Origin of the sequence: Pseudomonas sp. P7758, from assembly GCF_013386485.1 — a bacterium.
Taxonomy (GTDB): Bacteria; Pseudomonadota; Gammaproteobacteria; order Pseudomonadales; family Pseudomonadaceae; genus Aquipseudomonas.
Genome location: NZ_JACARS010000071.1, coordinates 1 through 22,473 on the forward strand (window position 1 = coordinate 1; position 22,473 = coordinate 22,473).

21 protein-coding genes are annotated in these 22,473 nt (G+C 61.1%); 4 read left to right on the forward strand and 17 right to left on the reverse strand.

Annotated features, from left to right (window positions below):
• The 5 genes from HX873_RS16015 to HX873_RS16035 form a co-directional block, all read right to left on the reverse strand.
• Positions 1 to 1,942 (reverse strand): heavy metal translocating P-type ATPase (locus HX873_RS16015; protein WP_177122891.1); only part of this gene is annotated, 1,942 nt, incomplete at its 3' end.
• A 135-nt stretch (positions 1,943 to 2,077) separates the two neighbouring features.
• Positions 2,078 to 2,617 carry a FixH family protein gene (locus tag HX873_RS16020; RefSeq protein WP_008437568.1) on the reverse strand — a complete coding sequence of 180 codons (540 nt, stop codon included), beginning with the start codon at positions 2,615 to 2,617 and terminating at the stop codon, positions 2,078 to 2,080.
• A gap of 14 nt (positions 2,618 to 2,631) precedes the next feature.
• Positions 2,632 to 4,047 carry a cytochrome c oxidase accessory protein CcoG gene (gene ccoG / locus HX873_RS16025; protein ID WP_003219028.1) on the reverse strand — a complete coding sequence of 472 codons (1,416 nt, stop codon included), beginning with the start codon at positions 4,045 to 4,047 and terminating at the stop codon, positions 2,632 to 2,634.
• Positions 4,048 to 4,254: 207 nt separating this feature from the next.
• Entirely contained in the window at positions 4,255 to 4,665 is a 411-nt protein-coding gene (locus HX873_RS16030) for a type II toxin-antitoxin system VapC family toxin (RefSeq protein WP_102368383.1), read from the reverse strand.
• Positions 4,665 to 4,919: a type II toxin-antitoxin system Phd/YefM family antitoxin gene (locus HX873_RS16035; RefSeq protein ID WP_003219024.1), complete on the reverse strand. Its 255-nt coding sequence runs from the start codon at positions 4,917 to 4,919 to the stop codon at positions 4,665 to 4,667. The genes HX873_RS16030 and HX873_RS16035 overlap by 1 nt, the downstream gene beginning before the upstream one ends.
• A gap of 634 nt (positions 4,920 to 5,553) precedes the next feature.
• Here HX873_RS16035 and HX873_RS16040 point away from each other — a divergent pair.
• Positions 5,554 to 6,234, forward strand: coding sequence for a hypothetical protein (locus HX873_RS16040; RefSeq protein ID WP_023659084.1), 681 nt, complete (start codon positions 5,554 to 5,556; stop codon positions 6,232 to 6,234).
• Positions 6,235 to 6,327: 93 nt separating this feature from the next.
• On the opposite strand, the gene ccoP (HX873_RS16045) is transcribed toward HX873_RS16040, so the two are convergent.
• The 8 genes from ccoP (HX873_RS16045) to ccoN (HX873_RS16080) all read right to left on the reverse strand — a co-directional run bounded on the left by ccoP (HX873_RS16045) (position 6,328) and on the right by ccoN (HX873_RS16080) (position 13,213).
• Entirely contained in the window at positions 6,328 to 7,305 is a 978-nt protein-coding gene (ccoP, locus tag HX873_RS16045) for a cytochrome-c oxidase, cbb3-type subunit III (protein ID WP_003219020.1), read from the reverse strand.
• Complete coding sequence (locus HX873_RS16050; RefSeq protein WP_008437575.1) at positions 7,302 to 7,487, reverse strand: CcoQ/FixQ family Cbb3-type cytochrome c oxidase assembly chaperone; 186 nt, start codon at positions 7,485 to 7,487, stop codon at positions 7,302 to 7,304. Before HX873_RS16050 ends, ccoP (HX873_RS16045) begins: the two co-directional genes overlap by 4 nt.
• A 5-nt stretch (positions 7,488 to 7,492) precedes the next feature.
• Entirely contained in the window at positions 7,493 to 8,101 is a 609-nt protein-coding gene (ccoO, locus tag HX873_RS16055; RefSeq protein WP_003193167.1) for a cytochrome-c oxidase, cbb3-type subunit II, read from the reverse strand.
• A complete protein-coding gene (ccoN, locus tag HX873_RS16060) occupies positions 8,101 to 9,543 on the reverse strand; it encodes a cytochrome-c oxidase, cbb3-type subunit I (protein ID WP_003219015.1) in 1,443 nt (480 codons plus the stop codon). The genes ccoO (HX873_RS16055) and ccoN (HX873_RS16060) overlap by 1 nt, the downstream gene beginning before the upstream one ends.
• Before the next feature lie 472 nt (positions 9,544 to 10,015).
• Positions 10,016 to 10,963 (reverse strand): cytochrome-c oxidase, cbb3-type subunit III, encoded by a 948-nt coding sequence (ccoP, locus tag HX873_RS16065; RefSeq protein WP_177122892.1) that lies wholly within the window; start codon positions 10,961 to 10,963, stop codon positions 10,016 to 10,018.
• Entirely contained in the window at positions 10,960 to 11,166 is a 207-nt protein-coding gene (locus HX873_RS16070) for a cbb3-type cytochrome c oxidase subunit 3 (RefSeq protein WP_177040100.1), read from the reverse strand. The genes ccoP (HX873_RS16065) and HX873_RS16070 overlap by 4 nt, the downstream gene beginning before the upstream one ends.
• A gap of 3 nt (positions 11,167 to 11,169) precedes the next feature.
• On the reverse strand, positions 11,170 to 11,778 hold the full coding sequence (ccoO, locus tag HX873_RS16075; protein ID WP_003219010.1) for a cytochrome-c oxidase, cbb3-type subunit II: 609 nt from the start codon (positions 11,776 to 11,778) through the stop codon (positions 11,170 to 11,172).
• Between the two features lie 10 nt (positions 11,779 to 11,788).
• Positions 11,789 to 13,213, reverse strand: coding sequence for a cytochrome-c oxidase, cbb3-type subunit I (gene ccoN / locus HX873_RS16080; RefSeq protein WP_003219009.1), 1,425 nt, complete (start codon positions 13,211 to 13,213; stop codon positions 11,789 to 11,791).
• Between the two features lie 79 nt (positions 13,214 to 13,292).
• On the opposite strand from ccoN (HX873_RS16080), the gene HX873_RS16085 reads away from it, so the two are divergent.
• Positions 13,293 to 13,982 carry an alpha/beta family hydrolase gene (locus tag HX873_RS16085; RefSeq protein WP_177068675.1) on the forward strand — a complete coding sequence of 230 codons (690 nt, stop codon included), beginning with the start codon at positions 13,293 to 13,295 and terminating at the stop codon, positions 13,980 to 13,982.
• Positions 13,983 to 14,063: 81 nt separating this feature from the next.
• Here the strand turns inward: HX873_RS16085 and HX873_RS16090 are convergent, their stop codons facing one another.
• The 3 genes from HX873_RS16090 to acnA all read right to left on the reverse strand — a co-directional run bounded on the left by HX873_RS16090 (position 14,064) and on the right by acnA (position 19,359).
• Positions 14,064 to 15,629 (reverse strand): PAS domain-containing methyl-accepting chemotaxis protein, encoded by a 1,566-nt coding sequence (locus tag HX873_RS16090; protein ID WP_003219005.1) that lies wholly within the window; start codon positions 15,627 to 15,629, stop codon positions 14,064 to 14,066.
• A gap of 85 nt (positions 15,630 to 15,714) precedes the next feature.
• The gene (locus HX873_RS16095; protein WP_177122893.1) at positions 15,715 to 16,506 is read right to left on the reverse strand and encodes a CPBP family intramembrane glutamic endopeptidase; all 792 of its coding nucleotides are present in this window, start codon (positions 16,504 to 16,506) and stop codon (positions 15,715 to 15,717) included.
• A 111-nt stretch (positions 16,507 to 16,617) separates the two neighbouring features.
• Complete coding sequence (gene acnA / locus HX873_RS16100) at positions 16,618 to 19,359, reverse strand: aconitate hydratase AcnA (RefSeq protein ID WP_177122894.1); 2,742 nt, start codon at positions 19,357 to 19,359, stop codon at positions 16,618 to 16,620.
• A gap of 191 nt (positions 19,360 to 19,550) precedes the next feature.
• On the opposite strand from acnA, the gene rlmM reads away from it, so the two are divergent.
• Together rlmM and tusA are read left to right on the forward strand one after the other, a co-directional pair.
• Positions 19,551 to 20,624, forward strand: coding sequence for a 23S rRNA (cytidine(2498)-2'-O)-methyltransferase RlmM (rlmM, locus tag HX873_RS16105; protein WP_003219000.1), 1,074 nt, complete (start codon positions 19,551 to 19,553; stop codon positions 20,622 to 20,624).
• A 108-nt stretch (positions 20,625 to 20,732) separates the two neighbouring features.
• Positions 20,733 to 20,984 (forward strand): sulfurtransferase TusA, encoded by a 252-nt coding sequence (tusA, locus tag HX873_RS16110; protein WP_003218998.1) that lies wholly within the window; start codon positions 20,733 to 20,735, stop codon positions 20,982 to 20,984.
• On the opposite strand, the gene HX873_RS16115 is transcribed toward tusA, so the two are convergent.
• Positions 20,981 to 22,369, reverse strand: coding sequence for an MATE family efflux transporter (locus HX873_RS16115; RefSeq protein WP_003218996.1), 1,389 nt, complete (start codon positions 22,367 to 22,369; stop codon positions 20,981 to 20,983). The genes tusA and HX873_RS16115 overlap by 4 nt on opposite strands.
• Positions 22,370 to 22,473: the final 104 nt, after the last annotated feature.

Here is a 22,473-nt window from a genome sequence, read left to right on the forward strand (position 1 = left end):
GCAGCAACGTGCGCCAGCCGCGTGCCTTGCAGGCGGCGAGCAAGGCGGGCGCGTCGCTGCGCAGGCGGTCATCCAGGACAAACCAGGCCAGGGCGCCGTCGGTGTCGCCCAGCAGCAGCCATTGGCCGGCTTCCTTCGGCGAGGCGGGGAGGGCGCAGCCGCTCAGTTCGCAGACAAAACCCGGCTGGCCAATGCGCAACCGGCGGTCACCGACGCGGCCTTCCAGGCCCAGGCCCGGCGTGCTGAGCACTTCATCCGCCGCCAACGGCGCGCGGCCGAATGCGCGGGCGATCGGATGTTCCGAACGTTGCTCCAGCGCCGCCGCAAGGCTCAGGCACTCGTCGCTGCCCAGCAGGCTCAACGGGCGGATCGCGCGCAACGCCAGGCGACCTTCGGTAAGGGTGCCGGTCTTGTCGAAAATCACTGTGTCGATCTGGTTCAGGCCTTCCAGCACGTGGCCGCGGGTCAGCAGCAGACCGAGTTTGTGCAGGGTGCCGGTGGCTGCCGTCAGGGCGGTGGGTGTTGCCAGTGAGAGGGCGCAAGGGCAGGTCGCAACCAGCATCGCCAGGACGATCCAGAACGCCCGTGACGAATCCAGCTCCCACCACACCAGGCCGATGACCGCAGCGGCGACCAACGAGCACAACAGGAACCATTGGGCGGCGCGGTCGGCGATCTCCGCCAGCCGGGGTTTCTCCGCCTGGGCCCGCTCCAGCAGGCGCACGATGGCCGACAGGCGCGTGTCGTGGCCCAGGGCGCGGACCTCGACGGTCAGCGCACCTTCGACGTTGAGGGTGCCGGCAGTGACGGCATCGCCGACCTGGCGTGGTTGCGGCAGGTACTCGCCGGTCAGCAGCGATTCGTCGATGCTCGACTGGCCGTCGAGGATGATGCCGTCTGCCGGCAGCACCGCCCCCGGATGCACCAGTACCCGGTCGCCCAGGGCCAGTTCGCTGAGCAGGATCCGTTCACTTTGCCCGTCGGCACTCATGCGCAGGCACGAGGCTGGCAACAGGTTGACCAACTGCGCAGTGGCTGCCGCCGTGCGTTCCCGGGCGCGACGCTCCAGGTAGCGCCCAGCCAGCAGGAACAGGGCAAACATGCCGACTGCATCGAAATACAGTTCGCCGGTGCCGGTGATGGCGGTCCAGATTCCGGCCAGGTAGGCACCGCCAATGGCCAGGGACACCGAAACATCCATGGTCAGGTGGCGGGTGCGCAGGTCGCGCATCGCCCCCTTGAAAAACGGTGCGCAGCTGTAGAACACGATGGGCGTTGTCAGAAACATCGCGACCCAGCGCAGGATCACGTGCAGCTCCGGGCTCAGGTCGATATTGAATTCCGGCCAGGTGGCCATCGTCGCCATCATCGCCTGGAACCACAGCAGCCCGGCCACCCCCAGTTGACGCAGGGCCAGGCGGTTTTCGCTGGCCAGTTGTTCGGCGGCACGGTCGGCTTGATACGGGTGGGCGGCGTAGCCGATGTGACGCAATTCGCCGAGCAGTTGGCTCAGGGGCAATTGCCCGTCGGCCCAGCGCACGTGCAGGCGGTGGTTGGACAGGTTCAGGCGTGCCTCGGCCACGGCGGGCAGGCTGCGCAGGTGTTTTTCGATCAGCCAGCCACAGGCGGCGCAACTGATGCCTTCCATCAACAGTGTGGCTTGCGACAGGTCACCGTCGTGGCGCACGAAAGGCTTTTGCACATCGGCACGGTCATACAGCGCCAGCTCGTCCACCAGTTGCACCGGCAGCGCCTCGGGGTTGGCCGAGGCTTCGCTGCGGTGCTGGTAATAGCTTTCCAGGCCACCGGCGACAATCGCCTCGGCCACCGCCTGGCAGCCCGGGCAGCACAGCTCGCGGGGCTCGCCGAGGATCACGGCAGTGAACCGGCTGCCGGGCGGCACGGGCAGGGCGCAGTGGTAGCAGGGGATTGGGGTGGTCATGGCTCAGTTCCGATGATCGTTCCCACGCTCTGCGTGGGAACGCTTCGCTGGACGCTCCGCGTCCGCTCTTGTGACGCGGAGCGTCACGGGATGCATTCCCACGCAGAGCGTGGGAACGATCAAACAGGTGACGCTCTATTTTTTCAGGTCTTCAGCACCCTGCAGCGGTTCGTCGCCCAGCAGCAAGTCCTTGTCATGGCTGACCTGTTCTTCTTCAAACATACGCCAGGTCCGGTCGCCTTCCACCCCTAGCAGCTCGACGAAGCGGCGGCCTTCGACCTTGTCGGTCACCTGGCCGATGTAGCGGCCGGGCTCGCTGTCGCTGCGGGTCAGGATGATCTTGCGATCCTTCTCCGGCTGGGTCGGCGAAATCAGGTTCAGCTCCAGGGTGCCGGGCCCGCTGTTGCCGGTCAGGTGCAATTCGACTTCGCCGGTCAACTCGTCCAAGTGCACCTTGGCCCGCAGTTGCAGAGTCTGGGCCAGCAGTTCGCGGTCCAGGGAACGGTTGATGCCTTTGCCGGCCTCGTAATAGTTGTCGTTGACCAGGTTGTCGGGGTTGTTCACCGCGATGGTCACCATGGACAAGGTCAACGTCACCGAGCAGGTCAGGATCCCAATGATGATCCAGGGCCAGAGGTGCTTGTACCAGGGGCTTGCGGCAGTAGCTGCGGGCATTGTTCGGCTCTCTATTAACGGACTTGTGGGCCGATGAATCGGCTCTTGGCTTCAATGTGGACGCTGTCGTCATCGGCATCCCTGAGGATGAATTTCACCTCGTTGGTGCTCGACGGCAGTTGTTCCGGTGCGCTCGACAACTCCACCGGCATGCTGAAGATTTCCCCGGCCGCTACCTTGATCTCGCGCCGGCCTTGCAGCTTGAGGTCGGGCAGGCCTGCGGCGTCAAGCACGTAGGTGTGGTCGCGCTGGTCCTTGTTCATGATCTTCAGGCTGTAGACGTTTTCGATCCGGCCCTCGGCGTTTTCGCGGTACAGCACGCGGTCCTTGCTGACGTCGAAACCCACCAGCGAGCGCACGAAGAAGGCGGCCACCAACAGGCTGATCATCGCCAGCAGCACCAGGGCATAACCGATCAGGCGCGGGCGCAGCTTATGGGTTTTCTGCCCGGACAGGTTGTGCTCGGTGGTGTAGCTGATCAGCCCGCGCGGGTATTCCATCTTGTCCATGATGTTGTCGCAGGCGTCGATGCAGGCCGCGCAGCCGATGCATTCAATCTGCAGGCCGTCACGGATGTCGATGCCGGTAGGGCACACCTGCACGCACATCGTGCAATCGATGCAGTCCCCCAAGCCCTGGGCCTTGTAGTCGATACCTTTTTTGCGCGGCCCACGGACTTCGCCACGGCGCGGGTCGTAGGAAACGATCATCGTGTCCTTGTCGAACATCACGCTCTGGAAACGCGCATACGGGCACATGTAGATGCACACCTGCTCGCGCAGCCAGCCGGCGTTGCCGTAGGTGGCGAGGGTGAAGAAGCCGACCCAGAAATACGACCAGCCATCCGCCTGGCCGGTGAAGAAATCGAACACCAGTTCACGGATCGGCGAGAAGTAGCCGACAAAGGTCATGCCGGTGACGAAGCCGATGATCAGCCACAGGCTGTGCTTGCCGAACTTGCGCAGGAACTTGTTGGCGCTCATCGGCGCCTTGTCCAGCTTGATGCGCTGGTTGCGGTCGCCTTCGGTGACCTTTTCGCACCACATGAAGATCCAGGTCCACACGCTTTGCGGGCAGGTGTAGCCGCACCAGACGCGGCCGGCATACACGGTGATGAAGAACAGGCCAAACGCCGCCACGATCAGGATGCCCGACAGCAGGATGAAATCCTGGGGCCAGAAGGTCGCGCCAAAAATGAAGAACTTACGTTCCGGCAGGTTCCACCACACCGCCTGGTGGCCACCCCAGTTCAGCCACACGGTGCCGAAGTAGAGCAGGAACAAACCGGCACCCCCGAGCATCCGCAGATTGCGGAACAAGCCGGTGAAGGCACGGGTGTAGATTTTCTCCCGCGATGCGTAGAGATCGACGGTGTTATTCGAATTTTTGGCAGGCGGGGTAACGTCATGTACCGGAATCTGGTTGCTCATCATTGCATCCCACGGCAGTGGAGATTTGCCTCGGCCAGTACGTGCCGGCCGGGGTCAAAATAGGGGTGTTGCAGTGGCCTAATGATACGCCCCTGACACCCTTCGACGGGTGCGACCTTTGGTCGCGTTGGGGGAAATCAATTGATGGTGTACGTGATCTGGGTCAATTGACTTGTGAAGTATGGACGGTTTTCGCAGCCTTACCGGTCATTCGTCCCATGGATTGATCAGCGCGACGCCGCTGGATTGAAAGTCGCCGATGTTGCGGGTGACCACTGTCAGCCCATGAACCAGCGCGGTTGCAGCGATCAGTGCGTCACTTTCGTTGGCTTGGTCTGGCACATGCAAGCTGGCACAGCGCAGGGCAACTGCTGCATCAATCGGCAGGATTCTGGCATCAAACGCCGGCATGACATGGCGCTTGAGCCATGTGCGCAAAACCTTCCCCTGGGCGGGATCACGCCGCTCCATTCGCAGGACTCCTGTTTCCAGTTCCTTCAAGGTAATGGCTGAAATATACATCCGTGGCGCGATGACACTTTTGGCCCAGGCGACGACCTTGGCATCGGCCTGGGGTTTGCGCAGTTCAGAGATGACGTTGGTGTCGAGTAGATACATCAAGTGAAGTCCACGGGTCGATGAGTGATCACGGCGCGTTCGGTTTCGAACTCGATATCTGCCGCTTCTGGCATCACCAACAGGTCAACGATGTCGGCATTGAGGCCTGTCAGTTTTTGGTAGTCCTCAATGCTTAGCAGTACATGGGCAGGCTTGCCCCGGTCAGTGATAAAAACCGGGCCTTGGCGGGCGGCTTTTTTGGCACCGCTTGTGTCTTGATTGAATTCACGGCTGGAAATGGTGGTGATGGTCATGGGGGCTAACCTCCGTATGGAGTACGAATGTAGTCACGTTACTACCTGCGGTTTTCTTGATCAATCTCAAATGTAGATGCGTTGCTGGCGGTGACGACTTTTTCGACTTGAAAACAAAACGGCCCCGCCAATCTCCACTGGCGGGGCCGTTTTTTTTCACCGCTTTTCCTCACACTGCGTCTGGCGGCTTGTTCCCATGGGACAGTCCGAAACATACGCCGCCAGCAAGTGCACCTTGCCGTTTCCCTTGCGACTTCCTGGTGTTGAGTAAGTAAATCAGGAGAGGTCTACGGGCCGGTGTGGTGGCGTTTTTATACCTGCTTTTTGCGCTGTTAAATAACCTACAACGATTGGTTAGGAAGCTGACGCTTCTGCGATATCAGTTCTTAGGCCCAAACGAGCCTTTGTTTACACAGAATGAAACGTTTGTTGTAGGAACGCTGATCGCGTTATTGCCACGCAGGAAATGCCGACGTTGAGATCAAGTCTGGATCAGTGTTCGGCAATGTTTTGTAGCAGCGCGCAGCGTTACCACGATGAAACCTTTGATGAGCAATTGTTGAGCGTTATGCCTAGGCCTCTTGCGCGCCGATAAATTTATTTTGTTTTGACGTTATTCAAATCGAGGAAACCAATGACCATTCAACGTGCTAATGACACGCATAATGTTGGAGCCGTTCCACCATCGGCTTCGACGCTGCCAGTATCCTCTGGCATCAGCGTAGAGCAATTCAGTAGTTGGAATGATTATCGGGTGGCCGACCGTCTACTCAGAAACTTTGATAAGTATGCCGACCCTGCGCAACCAGACTACATCACCCGCGACTCTCTACGACAGGTTGCGTATGCCTCTGCGCAGAGTGGCTACAGCAGTGACGACATGAATTTTGCCCGTTCGCTGCTGGAAAATCCTGTACTCATGGAGAAACTCGATGGTTACGGAAAGCATAAGCACGATGGCAAAATCGATCGTGAAAGTATCATAACCGTGGGTCAGAATATGGGGTTTCCCCTGGCCACGATGAGTGATAAAGAGCTGGCGCAAAAGCTCCTGAATGAATATGACACCTATTACCCCGAGCGCGGTTGGGGTGGGATTGATCGCAGGGAGGGTGTGACTTACGCTTCACTGAAGAACATCGCGGATGGGACGCGTCATGATCGCGGCCCAGATGAAGCGATGGTCGCGCGGGAAATCTTGAGTCGTCCTGAGTTAGTGGCACAGTTAGGACTGACGGATTGGTCTAAATCGGCTGATCGGGGGGCGATCAACGCTGCTATTAAAAGAATGGACCAAGTGCATGAAGAACGGTAACGCCTCGTCCTCGGGGTAAGTTGAGTTCCACCAATGCCCCATTACCAAAGCCCCGCGCAGCATTGGCTGCGCGGGGCTTTTTGGTTTTAATGCTTACTGCTCCTCAGCTGCCTTGTCTCCATGGGACAGGCTGTAAACATACGCCGCCAGCAAGTGCACCTTGTCATTGCCCTGCAACTGCTCCTGCGCAGGCATCTGGCCTTGACGGCCATAACGGATGGTCTGCTGCAGTTGCGCGAAGCTCGAACCGTAGATGAACGCGCCAGGGTGGGTCAGGTCAGGCGCGCCCATGGCCGGTGTACCTTTACCGGCGGGACCGTGGCACGCCACGCAGTTGGCGGCGAAGAGTTTCTCGCCGTTGGCCACGTCTGCCTTCGCGCCTTCCGGCAATTTGCGGCCATCGAGGTTGGTCACCACAAAGCCGGCCACATCGGCCACGCCTTGCTCGCCAATGACTTCGGCCCACGCCGGCATCACCGCGTGGCGGCCCTTCATGATGGTTTCCTTGATGGTGGCCGGGTCGCCGCCCCAGCGCCAGTCGGCGTCGGTCAGGTTGGGGAAGCCGTAGGCACCCTTGGCGTCGGAACCGTGGCAGACCGAGCAGTTGGAGGCGAACAGGCGGCCACCCATCTTCAAGGCTTGCGGGTCCTTGGCCACTTCTTCGATCGGCATGGCGGCGAACTTGGCGAAGATCGGCCCGAACCGGGCGTCCGACTTGGCCATTTCCTTTTCCCATTCGTGCACGCCGGTCCAGCCGGTCTGGCCATTGGCAAACGGGGTTTGCTTGTCGTTGTCGAGGTAGTTGTAGCCCGGCAGCAGGCCTTTCCAGTTGCCCAGGCCAGGGTACAGCGCCAGGTAACCGAGGGCGAAGATGATGGTGCCGACGAACAGCATGAACCACCATTTGGGCAGCGGGTTGTCGTACTCCTCGATGCCGTCGAACGAGTGGCCGACGGTTTCATCGGTTTGCTCGGCGCGCTGGCCCTTGCGGGTCGACAGCAGCAGCCAGGTCAGGGCGAAAATGGTACCCAGACTGAGGACTGTGACGTACAGACTCCAGAACGTAGTCATTCTTTGTTACTCCTAGACGCTTCCACGACGTGCTTGATGGCTTCGGGATCATCCGCGAAGGGCAGCAACGTCGCGTCTTCAAACTCCGACTTGCGCTTGGGGCTGAACACCCACAAGGCCAGGCCGATAAAGGCCACCATCACGACAACGGTGCCCAGGCCTCGAATCATCCCGATATCCATCCAGATCACCGTTTGCTTTTGATGATGGTGCCAAGGCCTTGCAAGTAGGCCACCAGTGCGTCCATTTCGGTCTTGCCCTTCACGGCCGCTGCCGCACCGGCGATGTCTTCGTCGGTGTAGGGCACGCCCAGGGTGCGCAAGACTTCCATCTTCTTGGCGGTGTCCTTGCCGTCGAGTTTGTTTTCGACCAGGAACGGGTACGCCGGCATTTTCGATTCGGGCACCACGTTGCGCGGGTTGTACAAGTGCGCACGCTGCCAGTCATCGGAGTAACGACCGCCGACCCGGGCCAGGTCCGGGCCGGTACGCTTGGAGCCCCACAGGAATGGGTGGTCCCACACGCTTTCACCGGCGACCGAGTAGTGGCCGTAGCGTTCGGTTTCGGCGCGGAACGGGCGGATCATCTGCGAGTGGCAGCCGACACAACCGTTGGCGATGTAGACGTCGCGGCCTTCCAGTTCAAGGGCGGTGCGCGGCTTCATGCCTTCCACCGGCTTGTTGGTCACGTCCTGGAAAAACAGCGGAACGATCTGGGTCAGGCCGCCGATACTCACGGCGATGACCATGAAGAAGGCCAGCAGGCCGATATTCTTCTCGACTACTTCATGCTTCATCAGTGAGCTCCCACAACGGCGATCTTGGTAGCGGCTTCGGCTTCTACAGGGTCGGAGGCACGCACGGTGCGCCACACGTTGTAGGCCATGAACAGCATGCCGCTGGCAAAGATCGCACCGCCCAGGGCGCGCACGATGTAACCCGGATGGCTGGCTTGCAGCCCTTCGACGAAGGAGTAGGTGAGGGTGCCGTCATCGTTGATTGCACGCCACATCAGGCCCTGGGTGATGCCGTTGACCCACATCGAGGCGATGTAGAGCACGGTACCGATGGTGGCCAGCCAGAAGTGCGTGTTGATCAGGCTGACGCTGTGCATCTGCGCACGGCCGAACAGTTTCGGGATCATGTGGTACAGCGCGCCGATGGAAATCATCGCTACCCAACCGAGGGCGCCGGCGTGTACGTGGCCGATGGTCCAGTCGGTGTAGTGGGACAGCGAGTTGACCGTCTTGATGGCCATCATCGGTCCTTCGAAGGTCGACATGCCGTAGAACGCCAGGGAGACCACCAGGAACCGCAGGATCGGGTCGGTGCGCAATTTATGCCAGGCGCCCGACAGGGTCATCATGCCGTTGATCATGCCGCCCCAGCTTGGCGCGAGCAGGATGATCGACATCGCCATGCCCAGGGACTGGGCCCAGTCCGGCAATGCGGTGTAGTGCAGGTGGTGCGGACCGGCCCAGATGTACAGGGTGATCAGGGCCCAGAAGTGCACGATGGACAGGCGATAGGAGTAGATCGGACGCTCGGCCTGTTTCGGCACGAAGTAGTACATCATCCCCAGGAAGCCGGTGGTGAGGAAGAAACCTACGGCGTTGTGGCCGTACCACCACTGGATCATTGCGTCCGTCGCACCGGCGTAGGCCGAGTAGGACTTGAAGAAGCTGACCGGCAAGGACGCATGGTTGACGATATGCAGCATCGCCGTCACCAGGATAAACGCCCCGTAGAACCAGTTGCCGACATAGATGTGCTTGGTCTTGCGCTTGACGATGGTGCCGAAGAACACCACTGCGTAGGTCACCCAGACAATCGCCAGCAAAATGGCGATCGGCCATTCCAGCTCGGCGTATTCCTTGGTGGTGGTGTAGCCCAGCGGCAGGGTGACGATCGCGCCCACGATGACCGCTTGCCAACCCCAGAAGGTAAAGGCCGCCAGTGCATCGGAAATCAGTCGCGTTTGGCAGGTTCGCTGCACGACGTAGTAAGAAGTGGCAAACAGTGCACATCCACCGAAGGCGAAAATCACCAGGTTGGTGTGCAACGGGCGCAGGCGTCCAAATGTCGTCCATGGCAGGCCAAAATTCAACTCTGGCCAAACCAGTTGCGAGGCAATGAAAACGCCGAGCCCCATGCCAAGGATCCCCCAGACCACCGTCATGATGGCGAACTGGCGGACTACCTTATAGTTATAAGCAGTCGGACTGATTGCTGTGCTCATTCTAAGGTTCCACGGTTTAGTTTTTTTATAGGGTAAAAATCGGTCGCAAGTATGGAGAAAGCAAGATTCCATTGCAACGCAAGGTGACCTGCGTCAATGCGTTCCAAACCAGATTCTGCGCCCTTTCCATGTTTGGCGTAAGGACAAAATTCAGGGTTAAAAGCTGACGACTTGGACAGGATTTTAAACGGGTCGAAGGTACTTGTAACTGAGTGTGTGTAAACAAGCAGCTCGGGTGACGAATGGCCAGTGGCACGACAGCCGGTAAGTACCAGCCTTTGCGCCTGTCATCGAGCAGAAATGTTTCAACCCATCGAGTGCAAGTCGGCCGTCGACCGGCCAATGCCAGTCCACTGTGCAAACAAGCGTAGACCCGAATGGCAGGAGGGGAAAGTCAGCGATCGGAAGGGTGCGACAATGGGTCGCAAAAAAGCCGCGCCTGAATCAGGCGCGGCTTTTGGGTGGTGCAGGATTACTCGGGTTGGCTGTCAGGCGTTGCGCCATCAGCATTGTGGGACAGGCTGTAAACATAGGCGGCCAGCAGGTGCACCTTGTCATTGCCTTGCAGTACTTCCTGCGCAGGCATCTGGCCCTGGCGGCCGTGGCGAATGGTCTGCTGCAACTGCGCCAGGCTGGTGCCGTAGATAAAGCCACCTGGCTGCGTCAGGTTCGGCGCGCCCATGGCTTCCACGCCATGGCCTTCCGGCCCGTGGCAGGCGACACAGGTGGTGCTGAATGCCACTTGGCCCGCGGCGACATCCGCGGTGCTGTCCGCCGGCAGCGGCAGGCCTGCCAATTCATGGCGCACATAGGCTGCGACGTTCTTCACACCGTCCTCACCCAGCACTTCACCCCAGGCCGGCATCGCGGCATGACGGCCATTCATGATGGTCATCTTGATTGCATCCGCCGAACCGCCCCAGCGCCAGATGTTGTCTGCCAGGTTCGGGAAGCCGTAGGCGCCCTTGGCGTCCGAGCCATGGCACACCGCGCAGTTGGAGGCGAACAGGCGGCCGCCCATTTTCAGCGCCTGTGGGTCCTTGGCGACTTCTTCCACCGGCATGGCCGCGAATTTGGCGAAGATCGGTCCGAATTTGGTATCGGCCTTGGCCATTTCCTTGTCCCATTCCTTGGCCGAGGTCCAGCCGTCTTCATAGCCCGGCAACACGCCTTTCCAGTTGCCCAGGCCCGGGTAGAGGATCAGGTAGCCGACGGCAAACACCAGGGTGCCGGCGAACAGCATGAACCACCATTGTGGCAGCGGGTTGTCGTACTCCTCGATCCCGTCGAAGGCGTGGCCCATGGTCTGGTCCACGCTGCCCTTGGTCTCGCCCTTGCGGGTGCCGATCAACAGCCAGGTCAGGCCGATCAGGCTGCCGAGGGTCAGTACACAGATCCATGTACTCCAGAAGGTAGTCATGGCCGGTTGCTCCTTGTTGCAGGCTCTTCTTGAGCGTCGGGGGTTGGCGGTAGCGGTTCATCGGCAAACGGCAGCAGGCACGCCTCGGCGAACTCTGCGTTGCGCCGGGAGTTGAACACCCACAGCGACAGGCCGATGAAGGCGATGGCCACGACCAGCGTGCCAAGCCCGCGGATGGTTCCAGCATCGAAATCAAATCCCATGGCTCACCTCTTGCTCTTGATGGCAGTGCCGAGCACTTGCAGGTACGAAACCAGCGCGTCCATCTCGGTCTTGCCCTTGAGGGAGGCCACGGCACCGGCGATGTCGTCGTCGGTGTACGGCACGCCGAGGGTGCGCATCACCTTGAGCTTGGTCTCGGTGTGGCTGCTGTCGACCGGGGCGGTGACCAGCCATGGGTACGCCGGCATCTTCGATTCCGGTACCACGTTGCGCGGGTTGTACAAGTGCGCGCGGTGCCAGTCGTCCGAGTAGCGCGCGCCGACGCGGGCCAGGTCCGGCCCGGTACGCTTGGAGCCCCACAGGAACGGGTGATCCCACACGCTTTCACCGGCCACCGAGTAGTGGCCATAACGCTCTGTTTCGGCGCGGAACGGGCGGATCATCTGCGAATGGCACTGTACGCAGCCTTCGCGGATATAGATGTCGCGGCCTTCCAGTTGCAGCGCGGTGTAGGGCTTCATGCCTTCCACTGGCTTGTTGGTCACATCCTGGAAGAACAGCGGCACAATCTGGGTCAGGCCGCCGATGCTCACGGCGAGCACCATCAGCAGCATCAGCAGGCCGACGTTCTTTTCAATGGTTTCGTGTTTCATCATCGACTCCTCAGGCCATCTGCGCCGCAGCGGCGACTTCGGCGGGTTGTGCCGAACGCACAGTGCGCCAAGTGTTGTAAGCCATCAGGAACATGCCGCTGAGGAAGATCGCCCCGCCCACCAGTCGCACGATGAAGCCTGGGTGGCTGGCCACCAGGGTTTCGACGAAGGAGTAGGTCAAGGTGCCGTCTTCGTTGACCGCACGCCACATCAGGCCCTGGGCGATGCCGTTGACCCACATCGAGGCGATGTAGAGCACGGTGCCGATGGTGGCCAGCCAGAAGTGCGCGTTGATCAGGCCGAGGCTGTACATCTGCTCGCGACCGAAGATTTTCGGGATCATGTGATACAGCGCGCCGATGGAGATCATCGCTACCCAACCCAGCGCCCCGGCGTGTACGTGGCCGATGGTCCAGTCGGTGTAGTGGGAGAGGGCGTTGACCGTCTTGATCGCCATCATCGGCCCTTCGAAGGTCGACATGCCGTAGAACGCGAGAGAGACGACAAGGAAGCGCAGGATCGGGTCGCTGCGCAACTTATGCCAGGCGCCCGACAGGGTCATCATCCCGTTGATCATCCCGCCCCAGCTCGGTGCCAGCAGTACCAGCGACATCACCATGCCCAGGGACTGTGCCCAGTCCGGCAGCGCGGTGTAGTGCAAGTGGTGCGGGCCGGCCCAGATGTACAGGGTGATCAGTGCCCAGAAGTGCACGATGGACAGGCGATAGGAATACACCGGGCGTTCGGCCTGTTTCGGCACGAAGTAGTACATCATCCCCAGGAAGCCGGCGGTGAGGAAAAAGCCTACCGCGTTATGCCCATACCACCACTGCACCATGGCATCCGTCGCACCGCCGTACAGCGAGTAGGACTTGGTCAGGCTGACCGGAATTTCCAGGTTGTTGACGATATGCAGGATGGCCACGGTGATGATGAACGCACCGAAGAACCAGTTACCGACGTAGATGTGCTTGGTGTTGCGCTTCATCACCGTGCCGAAGAACACGATGGCATAGGCCACCCAGACGATGGTGATCAGGATGTCGATCGGCCATTCCAGCTCGGCGTATTCCTTGGAGCTGGTGTAGCCCAGCGGCAAGGTGATCGCGGCCAGCACAATCACCAGCTGCCAGCCCCAGAAGCAGAACTGCGCGATCTTTGGCGCGAACAATTGGGTCTGGCAGGTGCGTTGCACCGAGTAGAAGGAGCTGGCAAACAGCGCGCAACCGCCAAAGGCAAAGATCACCGCGTTGGTGTGCAGCGGGCGCAAGCGGCCGAAACTGGTCCAGGGCAAATTGAAGTTGAGTTCGGGCCATACCAACTGGGCAGCGAGAAAAACCCCGAGCCCCATGCCGACGATGCCCCACACCACCGTCATAATGGCGAATTGGCGGACCACCTTGTAGTTATAGGCGGTACTTAAAGTAGTGTTCATGGTTCCCCATCCACGGTTCAACCCAAGCAAATGCGGCACTTGGGCTGGAGTTATAGGCAGACTAAAAAGCGAGGCAAGCATGGGCAAAGAGCACAAGGCCAGTATTGACGGGGATCAATGGGCGCAGTGTGTGCGGGAACGCGGCTGGTTGTGGAAGGCCGCGACAGGGTCTATCGCGCGTACGCCCGCGACGCTGATCCTGGCCCACGGCGCGGGCGCGCCAATGGACTCGGGCTTTATGGAAGACATGGCTGCACGCCTTGCGGGGCATGGCGTGAACGTATTGCGCTTCGAGTTTCCGTACATGGCCCAGCGTCGTGTGGATGGCGGTAAACGTCCGCCGAACCCGGCGCCGAAACTGCTGGAATGCTGGCGTGAGGTGTATGCCGAGGTGCGACGTCATGTCGCTGGGAAACTGGCCGTTGGCGGCAAGTCCATGGGCGGGCGGATGGCCAGTTTGTTGGCGGATGAATTGGGTACGGACGCGCTGGTGTGCCTGGGTTATCCGTTCTATGCGGTGGGCAAGCCGGAGAAGCCACGGACCGAGCACCTGGCCGGGCTGAAGACGCCGACGTTGATCGTGCAGGGCGAGCGGGATGCTCTGGGCAATCGGGCGGCGGTGGAAGGGTATGTGTTGTCGCCGAGCATCGAGGTGATGTGGCTGGTGGCGGGGGATCATGATCTGAAGCCGTTGAAGGCTTCGGGGTTCAGTCATGAGCAGCATCTGGAGGCTGCGGCGGTGAAGGTGGCCGGGTTTCTCGGCGCCTGATAGGGCCCTTTCGCGAGCAAGCCCGCTCCCACATTTGAAATGCATTCCAAATGTGGGAGCGGGCTTGCTCGCGAAAGCGGTTTACCGGTTAAACCGCTCTACCAGCGAATACTGAGTATTGGCGGTATGCGTCAGCTCTTCACTCAACTGCGCCGAATTCAACGCCTGTTCCGACGTCTGGTCCGCCAGCAGCGCAATGGTGCTGATGTTACGGCTGATCTCTTCCGCCACCGAGCTCTGCTCTTCGGTCGCCGCCGCAATCTGCGCCGTCATATCAGTGATGTGCGCCACCGCCTCGCTGATCCCGATCAGCGCCTGATCCGCTTCCATCACCCGTGCCACACCTTCTTCCGCCTGGCGATGCCCGGCGTCCATGGTTTGTACGGCCGCGCTGGCGGTCTGTTGCAGCTTGGCGATCAGCGCATGAATCTGCCCGGTGGACTCGCTGGTGCGCTGGGCCAGTTGCCGCACTTCGTCGGCCACCACTGCGAAGCCCCGGCCCATCTCCCCGGCACGGGCCGCTTCGATGGCCGCGTTCAGTGCCAGCAGGTTGGTCTGGTCGGCGATGCCTTTGATCACATCCACCACGCCACCGATTTCGTCACTGTCCTTGGCCAGTTGGGTCACGGTCACGCCGGTCTCGCCCACGGCCACCGACAGGCGCTGAATCGCTTCGCGGGTTTCGCCGGCGATATCACGGCCACGCCCGGTCAGGCGATTGGCTTCCTGGGTGGCATCGGCGGTGCGTTGCACATGGCTGGCGACTTCCTGAGTCGTCGCGGCCATCTGGTTGACCGCGGTGGCCACCTGTTCGGTTTCCACGCGCTGGCGTTCAAGACCGCTGGAGCTGTTATGCGCCAGGGTATTGGACTGCGCCGCCTGGGAGTTGAGGTGTTCAGCCGTGTCCTGCAAACGGGTAAGACACGTCTTCAGGCGCGCCTCCTGGCTGAGGATCGACATTTCCAGGCGCGCCTGGGCGCCGCGGCTGTCGGTGTACATCTGCGCGATCAGCGGGTCTGAGGTGGTCTGTTCGGCCAGGCGCAGCAAGCGCTTGAGCCCGCGTTGTTGCCAGCTCAGGCCCAACAGGCCCAGCGGTACCGACAGCGCCGCTGCCAGGGCAAAGCCCCAGTGGGAATTGAGCCACACGCCAATCAGGAAGCTCAACTGGCTGACCAGGATAAACGGCAGCCAGTCCTGCAACACCGGCAGCCACTTGTCGCGGCGCGGGATGGCCGGTTTGCCCTGGTTGATACGCTGGTAAAGCGCCTCGGCACGGCGGATCTGCTCGGCGGTGGGCTTGACCCGCACCGACTCGTAGCCGATCACCTGATTGCCATCGAAGACCGGTGTCACATAGGCGTTGACCCAATAGTGATCACCGCTCTTGCAGCGGTTCTTGACGATGCCCATCCATGGCAAGCCTTGTTTGAGCGTTGACCACATGTGTGCGAACACTGCCGCCGGCACATCCGGATGACGAACCAGGTTGTGCGGGGCACGCAGCAGTTCGTCATGGGAAAACCCACTGATCTCGACGAAGGCGTCGTTGCAGTAGGTGATCACGCCTTTGGCATCCGTGGTGGAGATCAACCGTTGCTGAGCGGGGAAGGTACGTTCGCGCTGGGTAACGGGTTGGTTATTACGCATAATTGTTCAATCCGCAAGGCTTTGACAGGTTGTCGACCGTCGCGGGGTTTTATTTAACTTATTTTTTGCAACAATCGGCGCAGCCTCAGCCCGCCAGCATCGGATAGGTAAACAACCCGAAATGCAGCAGGTTCAGCCCGAAGTGCGTAACGATCGCCGCGCCCAATCCGCCAAAGCGATACGCCAGGCCGTAGCCCAGGCCTGCGATGGTCGCCAGCAGGGTCCACTGCCAGCCTGCGCCCAGGTGTACCAGTCCGAACAGCAGGGCGGCCAACAGCAATGCGAGGTTTTCACCATAGGGCAATTGCTTGAACCGTCGGCTCAGGCCGCCCTGGATATAACCGCGGAACAGCGCTTCCTCCACCAGGGTCACCAGCAGCAGGTTATTCAACACCCACAGCCAGGCCTGCTCCGGCCACTTCGGGGCCCAACTGATGACGCCCAGCAACGCAGCGCCGCCCAGGGCGGCAATCGCCGTCAGTGTCAACGCCAGGGCGGTGGCGTAGATCGACAGGCGCAGGGTCCGGCGCGCAACAATCCACGGGCAGGCCAGCAGCAGCCAGAAGCCAATCAGCGGCTTGTCCTGGTTCAGGTACATCGAGAAAGGCACGGCGTCGTCCGTAAAGCGCTGCGGCGCGATCCCGCGACCGTTGTAGAACCCCGGCAGCCAATGCATCGCCAGCCCCAGCGCCAGCACGATAAACAGCCCGTGGCCCAGATAGCGTACCCACGGGTTTCGCTGTTGCCGCACGGCAAACCCGGCCAACAGCAGCATGGCGACGGAAAGCGCCGCCATTAACCCCAATTGCCCGTAGCTCAAGGCAAGTACATAGCCGATGGAAAGAAGCGCCAGGTACAGCCATGGCAATGCAAGCATGGGGAATCCTTGTGACAGTCAAAATCTGAGGGCGGCAGTATACCGAGCGTCACCGACGGTAAAAATGAAAACACCGCCAGGGAAGGCGGTGTTTTGGGTAGCGCGTGTCAGTTACGAGGCAATCAGCTGCCGCAACACGTAGTGCAGGATCCCGCCGGCCTTGAAGTATTCGACCTCATTGAGGGTGTCGATGCGGCACAGCACTTCGACCTTCTCGCTGCTGCCATCCTCACGGGTGATCACCAGCGTCAGGTTCATGCGTGGCTCGATCTCGGCGTTGGTCAGCCCGAGGATGTCGATCTTCTCCTTGCCGGTCAGCTTGAGTGCCTTGCGGTTCTGGTCCAGCTTGAACTGCAGGGGCAGCACGCCCATGCCCACCAGGTTGGAGCGGTGAATCCGCTCGAAACTCTCGGCAATCACCGCCTTTACCCCCAGCAGGTTGGTGCCCTTGGCCGCCCAGTCACGGCTTGAGCCGGTGCCGTATTCCTGGCCGGCGATCACCACCAGCGGGGTGCCCGAGGCCTGGTATTTCATGGCGGCGTCATAGATCGGCATTTTCTCGCCGGTAGGGATGTAGATCGTATTGCCGCCTTCCTCGCCGCCGAGCATTTCGTTGCGGATGCGAATGTTGGCGAAGGTGCCGCGCATCATCACTTCATGGTTGCCGCGGCGCGAGCCGTAGGAGTTGAAGTCCCGCGGTTCGACGCCTTGCTCGCGCAGGTATTTGCCGGCCGGGCTGTCGGTCTTGATGTTGCCGGCAGGGGAGATGTGGTCGGTGGTCACCGAGTCCCCCAGCAATGCCAGCACGTTGGCGCCCTTGACGTCTTCGATCACCGGCAGCGGGCCGCCGATGTCGTCGAAGAACGGTGGGTGCTGGATGTAGGTGGAGTCCTTCTGCCACACGTAGGTTGCAGCCTGCGGCACTTCAATGGCCTGCCACTGTTCATCACCGGCAAACACCTCGGCGTATTCCTTGTGGAACATCCCGGTGCTGACTTGTGCAACGGCGTCGGCGATTTCCTTGCTGCTGGGCCAGATGTCCCGCAGGTACACCGGTTTTCCGTCAGAGCCGGTGCCCAGTGGTTCGCTGCTGATGTCCATGCGCACGGTGCCGGCCAGGGCATAGGCCACCACGAGGGGCGGGGAGGCCAGCCAGTTGGTTTTCACCAGGGGGTGCACCCGGCCTTCGAAGTTACGGTTGCCCGAGAGCACCGAGGCCACGGCCAGGTCGGCTTTCTGGATGGCTTTTTCGATCGGCTCGGGCAGCGGCCCGGAGTTGCCGATACAGGTGGTGCAGCCATAACCCACCAGGTCGAAGCCCAGCTTGTCGAGGTATTGGGTCAAGCCTGCCGCTTTGTAGTAATCAGTCACGACTTTGGAGCCCGGCGCCAGGGAGGTTTTCACCCAGGGCTTGCTCTTCAGTCCTTTCTCCACGGCCTTTTTCGCCACCAGTCCTGCCGCCATCATCACGCTCGGGTTGGAGGTGTTGGTGCAGGAGGTAATGGCCGCGATCACCACCGCGCCGTTTTTCAGGCGATAGGTCTGGCCTTCGAAGTCGTAGTCGGCTTCACCGATCAGGTCGGCGTTGCCCACCGCAACACCGCCGCCGCCTTCGCTTTCCAGGCGGCCTTCTTCCTTGTTGGTGGGCTTGAATTGCAGGTCGAGGAAATCGCTGAAGGCCTGGCCGACGTTAGGCAGTGAGACACGGTCTTGCGGACGTTTAGGCCCGGCCAGGCTGGCTTCGACGCTGGCCATGTCCAGCGCCAGGCTGTCGGTAAAGATCGGCTCCTGACCTGCATTGCGCCACAGGCCCTGAGCCTTGGTGTAGGCCTCCACCAGTTTGACGGTTTCTGCAGGACGGCCCGACAGGCGCAGGTAGTCCAGGGTTACTTCATCCACCGGGAAGAAGCCACAGGTGGCGCCGTATTCCGGGGCCATGTTGGCGATGGTCGCGCGGTCGGCCAAAGGCAGGTCGGCCAGGCCGTCGCCATAGAACTCGACGAATTTGCCGACCACGCCCTTTTTACGCAGCATCTGGGTGACGGTCAGCACCAGGTCAGTGGCGGTGATGCCTTCTTTCAGCTTGCCAGTGAGCTTGAAGCCGATCACTTCCGGGATCAGCATCGACACCGGCTGCCCGAGCATCGCGGCTTCCGCTTCGATCCCGCCCACGCCCCAGCCCAATACGCCGAGGCCGTTGATCATGGTGGTGTGGGAATCGGTGCCGACCAGGGTGTCGGGGAAGGCATAGGTGCGGCCGTCTTCATCCTTGGTCCACACGGTGCGGCCGAGGTATTCCAGGTTGACCTGGTGACAGATGCCGGTGCCCGGTGGCACTACGCTGAAGTTGTCGAAGGCGCTCTGGCCCCAGCGCAGGAAGGCGTAGCGTTCGCCGTTGCGCTGCATTTCGATGTCGACGTTTTCCTGGAAGGCGCCGGTGGTGGCGAACTTGTCGACCATCACCGAGTGGTCGATCACCAGGTCCACCGGTGACAGCGGGTTGATGCGTTGCGGGTCACCGCCGGCCTTGGCCACGGCGGCGCGCATGGCGGCCAGGTCGACCACGGCGGGCACGCCGGTAAAGTCTTGCATCAGCACACGGGCGGGGCGGTATTGGATCTCGCGGTCGGAGCGGCGCTCCTTGAGCCAGGCGGCAATGGCCTTGAGGTCGGCGCCGGTGACGGTCTTTTCGTCTTCCCAGCGCAGCAGGTTTTCCAGCAGCACCTTGAGGGACATCGGCAGCTTGTCCAGATCACCCAGGCTCTTGGCGGCTTCGGGCAGGCTGAAGTAGTGATAGGTCTTGTCGTCGATCTGTAAGGCTTTAAGGGTTCTCAGACTATCAAGGGATGACATTACATGACTCCTTATGGTCCGCACGGCTACGGACCTGACGGGACGAACAGAGCTTACAAATTAGCCCTGTTTTAAGTAGCTGGCTAATTACTGGACTCTATCAATAAGTCCAAGGTTCCGAACTCGGCTATCATGCGCGCGTTTTCATGACAGGCATTGCGCTATAGCAAGCCCGTGATCCAGGAGAGTTGATGAACACCCTTTTTATGCACTGCCGCCCGGGTTTTGAAGGCGAAGTCTGTTCCGAGATCGCGGAACACGCCGCACGCCTGAACGTTTCGGGCTATGCCAAGGCCAAGACCGGCAGCGCCTGCGCCGAATTTGTCTGCACCGAAGAAGACGGCGCCCAGCGCCTGATGCGCGGCCAACGCTTTGCCGAGCTGATCTTCCCGAGGCAGTGGGCGCGCGGGGTGTTCATCGACTTGCCGGAAACCGACCGTATCAGCGTGATCCTCGCGCACCTGCGGGATTTCCCGGTGTGCGGCAGCCTGTGGCTGGAAATGGTCGACACCAATGACGGCAAGGAGCTGTCGAACTTCTGCAAGAAATTCGAAGTTCACTTGCGCAAGGCGCTGATGGCCGCCGGCAAACTGGTGGAAGACGCCAGCAAGCCGCGCCTGCTGTTGACCTTCAAGAGCGGCCGCGAAGTGTTCATGGGCCTGGCCGAGTCGAACAACTCGGCCATGTGGCCGATGGGCATCCCACGCCTCAAATTCCCGCGGGACGCGCCAAGCCGCTCGACCTTGAAGCTGGAAGAGGCCTGGCACCACTTTATCCCCCGAGACCAGTGGGACGAGCGCCTGCACAGCGACATGACCGGCGTCGACCTCGGCGCAGCGCCTGGCGGCTGGACCTGGCAACTGGTCAACCGTGGCATGCTGGTGACCGCCATCGACAACGGCCCGATGGCCGAAAGCCTGATGGACACCGGGCTGGTGCAGCACTTGATGGCCGACGGCTTTATCTACACCCCCAAGCAGCCGGTGGACTGGATGGTCTGCGACATCGTCGAAAAACCGGCGCGCAATGCGGCCCTGTTGGAAACCTGGATTGGCGAGGGACACTGCCGCGAAGCGGTGGTCAACCTGAAGTTGCCGATGAAGCAGCGTTATGCCGAAGTGAAGCGCCTGCTTGAACGCATCGCGGAAGGCTTCAAGGAACGTGGCATCCGGGTGGAGATCGGCTGCAAGCAGCTGTACCACGACCGTGAAGAAGTGACCTGCCATTTGCGCCGGTTGGATGTGAAGAAGCCAAAGGCCCGGTAAACGCTGCTCAATGTAGGAGCGAGCTTGCTCGCGAAAAAACCGAGGGCGCCGCTGGCTACCTGGCGCCCCGCGTTACCGTTAAAATGCCGGCCTGTTTAGGAGTAAACCATGAGCCTGACCCCTGATTTACCCGTCGATGCCGTCCTCGACGCCACCGGCCTCAACTGCCCGGAGCCAGTGATGATGCTGCACCAGCACATCCGCGACCTAGCGCCCGGTGGCTTGCTCAAGGTGATCGCGACCGATCCGTCGACCCGTCGCGACATCCCCAAGTTCTGCGTGTTTCTCGACCATGAACTGGTGGACCAGCAGGAGCAGGCCGGTACCTACCTATACTGGATCCGCAAGAAATCGGCTTAAGCCCGGCGAATCCGCTTGCGTGCGCTGCGCACCAGGCGGATCACCAACATCGCCGCGGCACAGCTCAGGCCCACGATCAGCCCCTGCCACAAGCCGCTCGGGCCTCGGGCCTGGCCCAGCCACTCGGTCAGCCCCAGCGCGTAGCCCACCGGCAAGCCCACGCCCCAATACGCAAACAACGTCAGCACCATGGTCACCCGAGTGTCCTGGTAACCACGTAGTGCGCCGGCGGCCGTGACCTGGATCGCGTCCGAGAACTGAAACAGCGCCGCAAACACAATCAGCATCGCCGCCACCTGGATCACCAGCGGGTCCTGGGTGTAGATGGTGGCGATCTGTTCGCGAAACAGCAGCATCAGGCTGCAGGACAGGCAGGCATACACCAGCGCCGTGCCCATTCCGACACCTGCGGCAAAGCGCGCCTCACGGGGTTCGCCACGGCCCAGGGCCTGGCCCACGCGCACGGTGACCGCCATGCTCAGGGAGTAGGGGATCATGAACACCAGCGAGCTGAAGTTCAGCGCGATCTGGTGCCCGGCCACCACCGTGGCACCGAGGCTGCCGATCAGCAGCGCGATCACCGCAAAAATGCTCGACTCGGCGAACACCGCGATCCCGATGGGCAAGCCAATGCTCAACACACGCTTGATCACCGACCATTGCGGCCAGTCAAAGCGCTTGAACAGCTCGCTGCTCTGATACACCGGCGCCCAGCGGGTCCAGGCGGCCAGGCCGAGCATCATCACCCACATCACGATCGCCGTGGCCCAGCCGCAACCGATGCCGCCCATGGCCGGCACGCCGAAGTGGCCGTAGATGAACACATAGTTCAACGGAATATTCAGCGCCAGCCCGCACAGGCCCATGACCATGCTCGGCCGCGTTCGGCCCAGCCCGTCGCTGAAGCAGCGCAGCACGTAATACAACGCAATGGCCGGCATGCCCGAAGCGATGCCGTGCAGGTAGCCCATGCAGGGCTTGATCAACTCGGGATCGACCTTCATCAGGTGCAGGATCGGTTCGGCGCTGATCAGCAACAGCAGCGCGGTAATTCCCACCACCAGTGCCAGCCACATCGACTGGCGCACCAGCGGGCCGATTTCACCGTGGGTGCCGGCGCCAAAGCGCTGGGCGACTTTCGGCGTGGTGGCCAACAGGGTGCCGGTCATCAGCAGGTACACCGGGATCCAGATGGAGTTGCCCAGGGCGACCGCCGCCAGGTCTCGGGAGCTGACACGCCCGGCCATCACGGCATCGACGAACCCCATGGCGGTGGTCGCCAGTTGCCCGATCATGATCGGCAGCGCCAGGGCCAGCAGGTTGCGCACTTCAAGGCTGACGCGGGCGGGGCGAGAAAGGGCGGTGGTGGTTGTGGCAGTGTTCACGTACAGATGTCCGATAGGGGGAGCGCAGGACGGCGCATTCTACGCCTTGACGTGTTGGTCAGGAAAAAACCTGTGTTGTGGATTTGTAAACACATCCCCGCGCA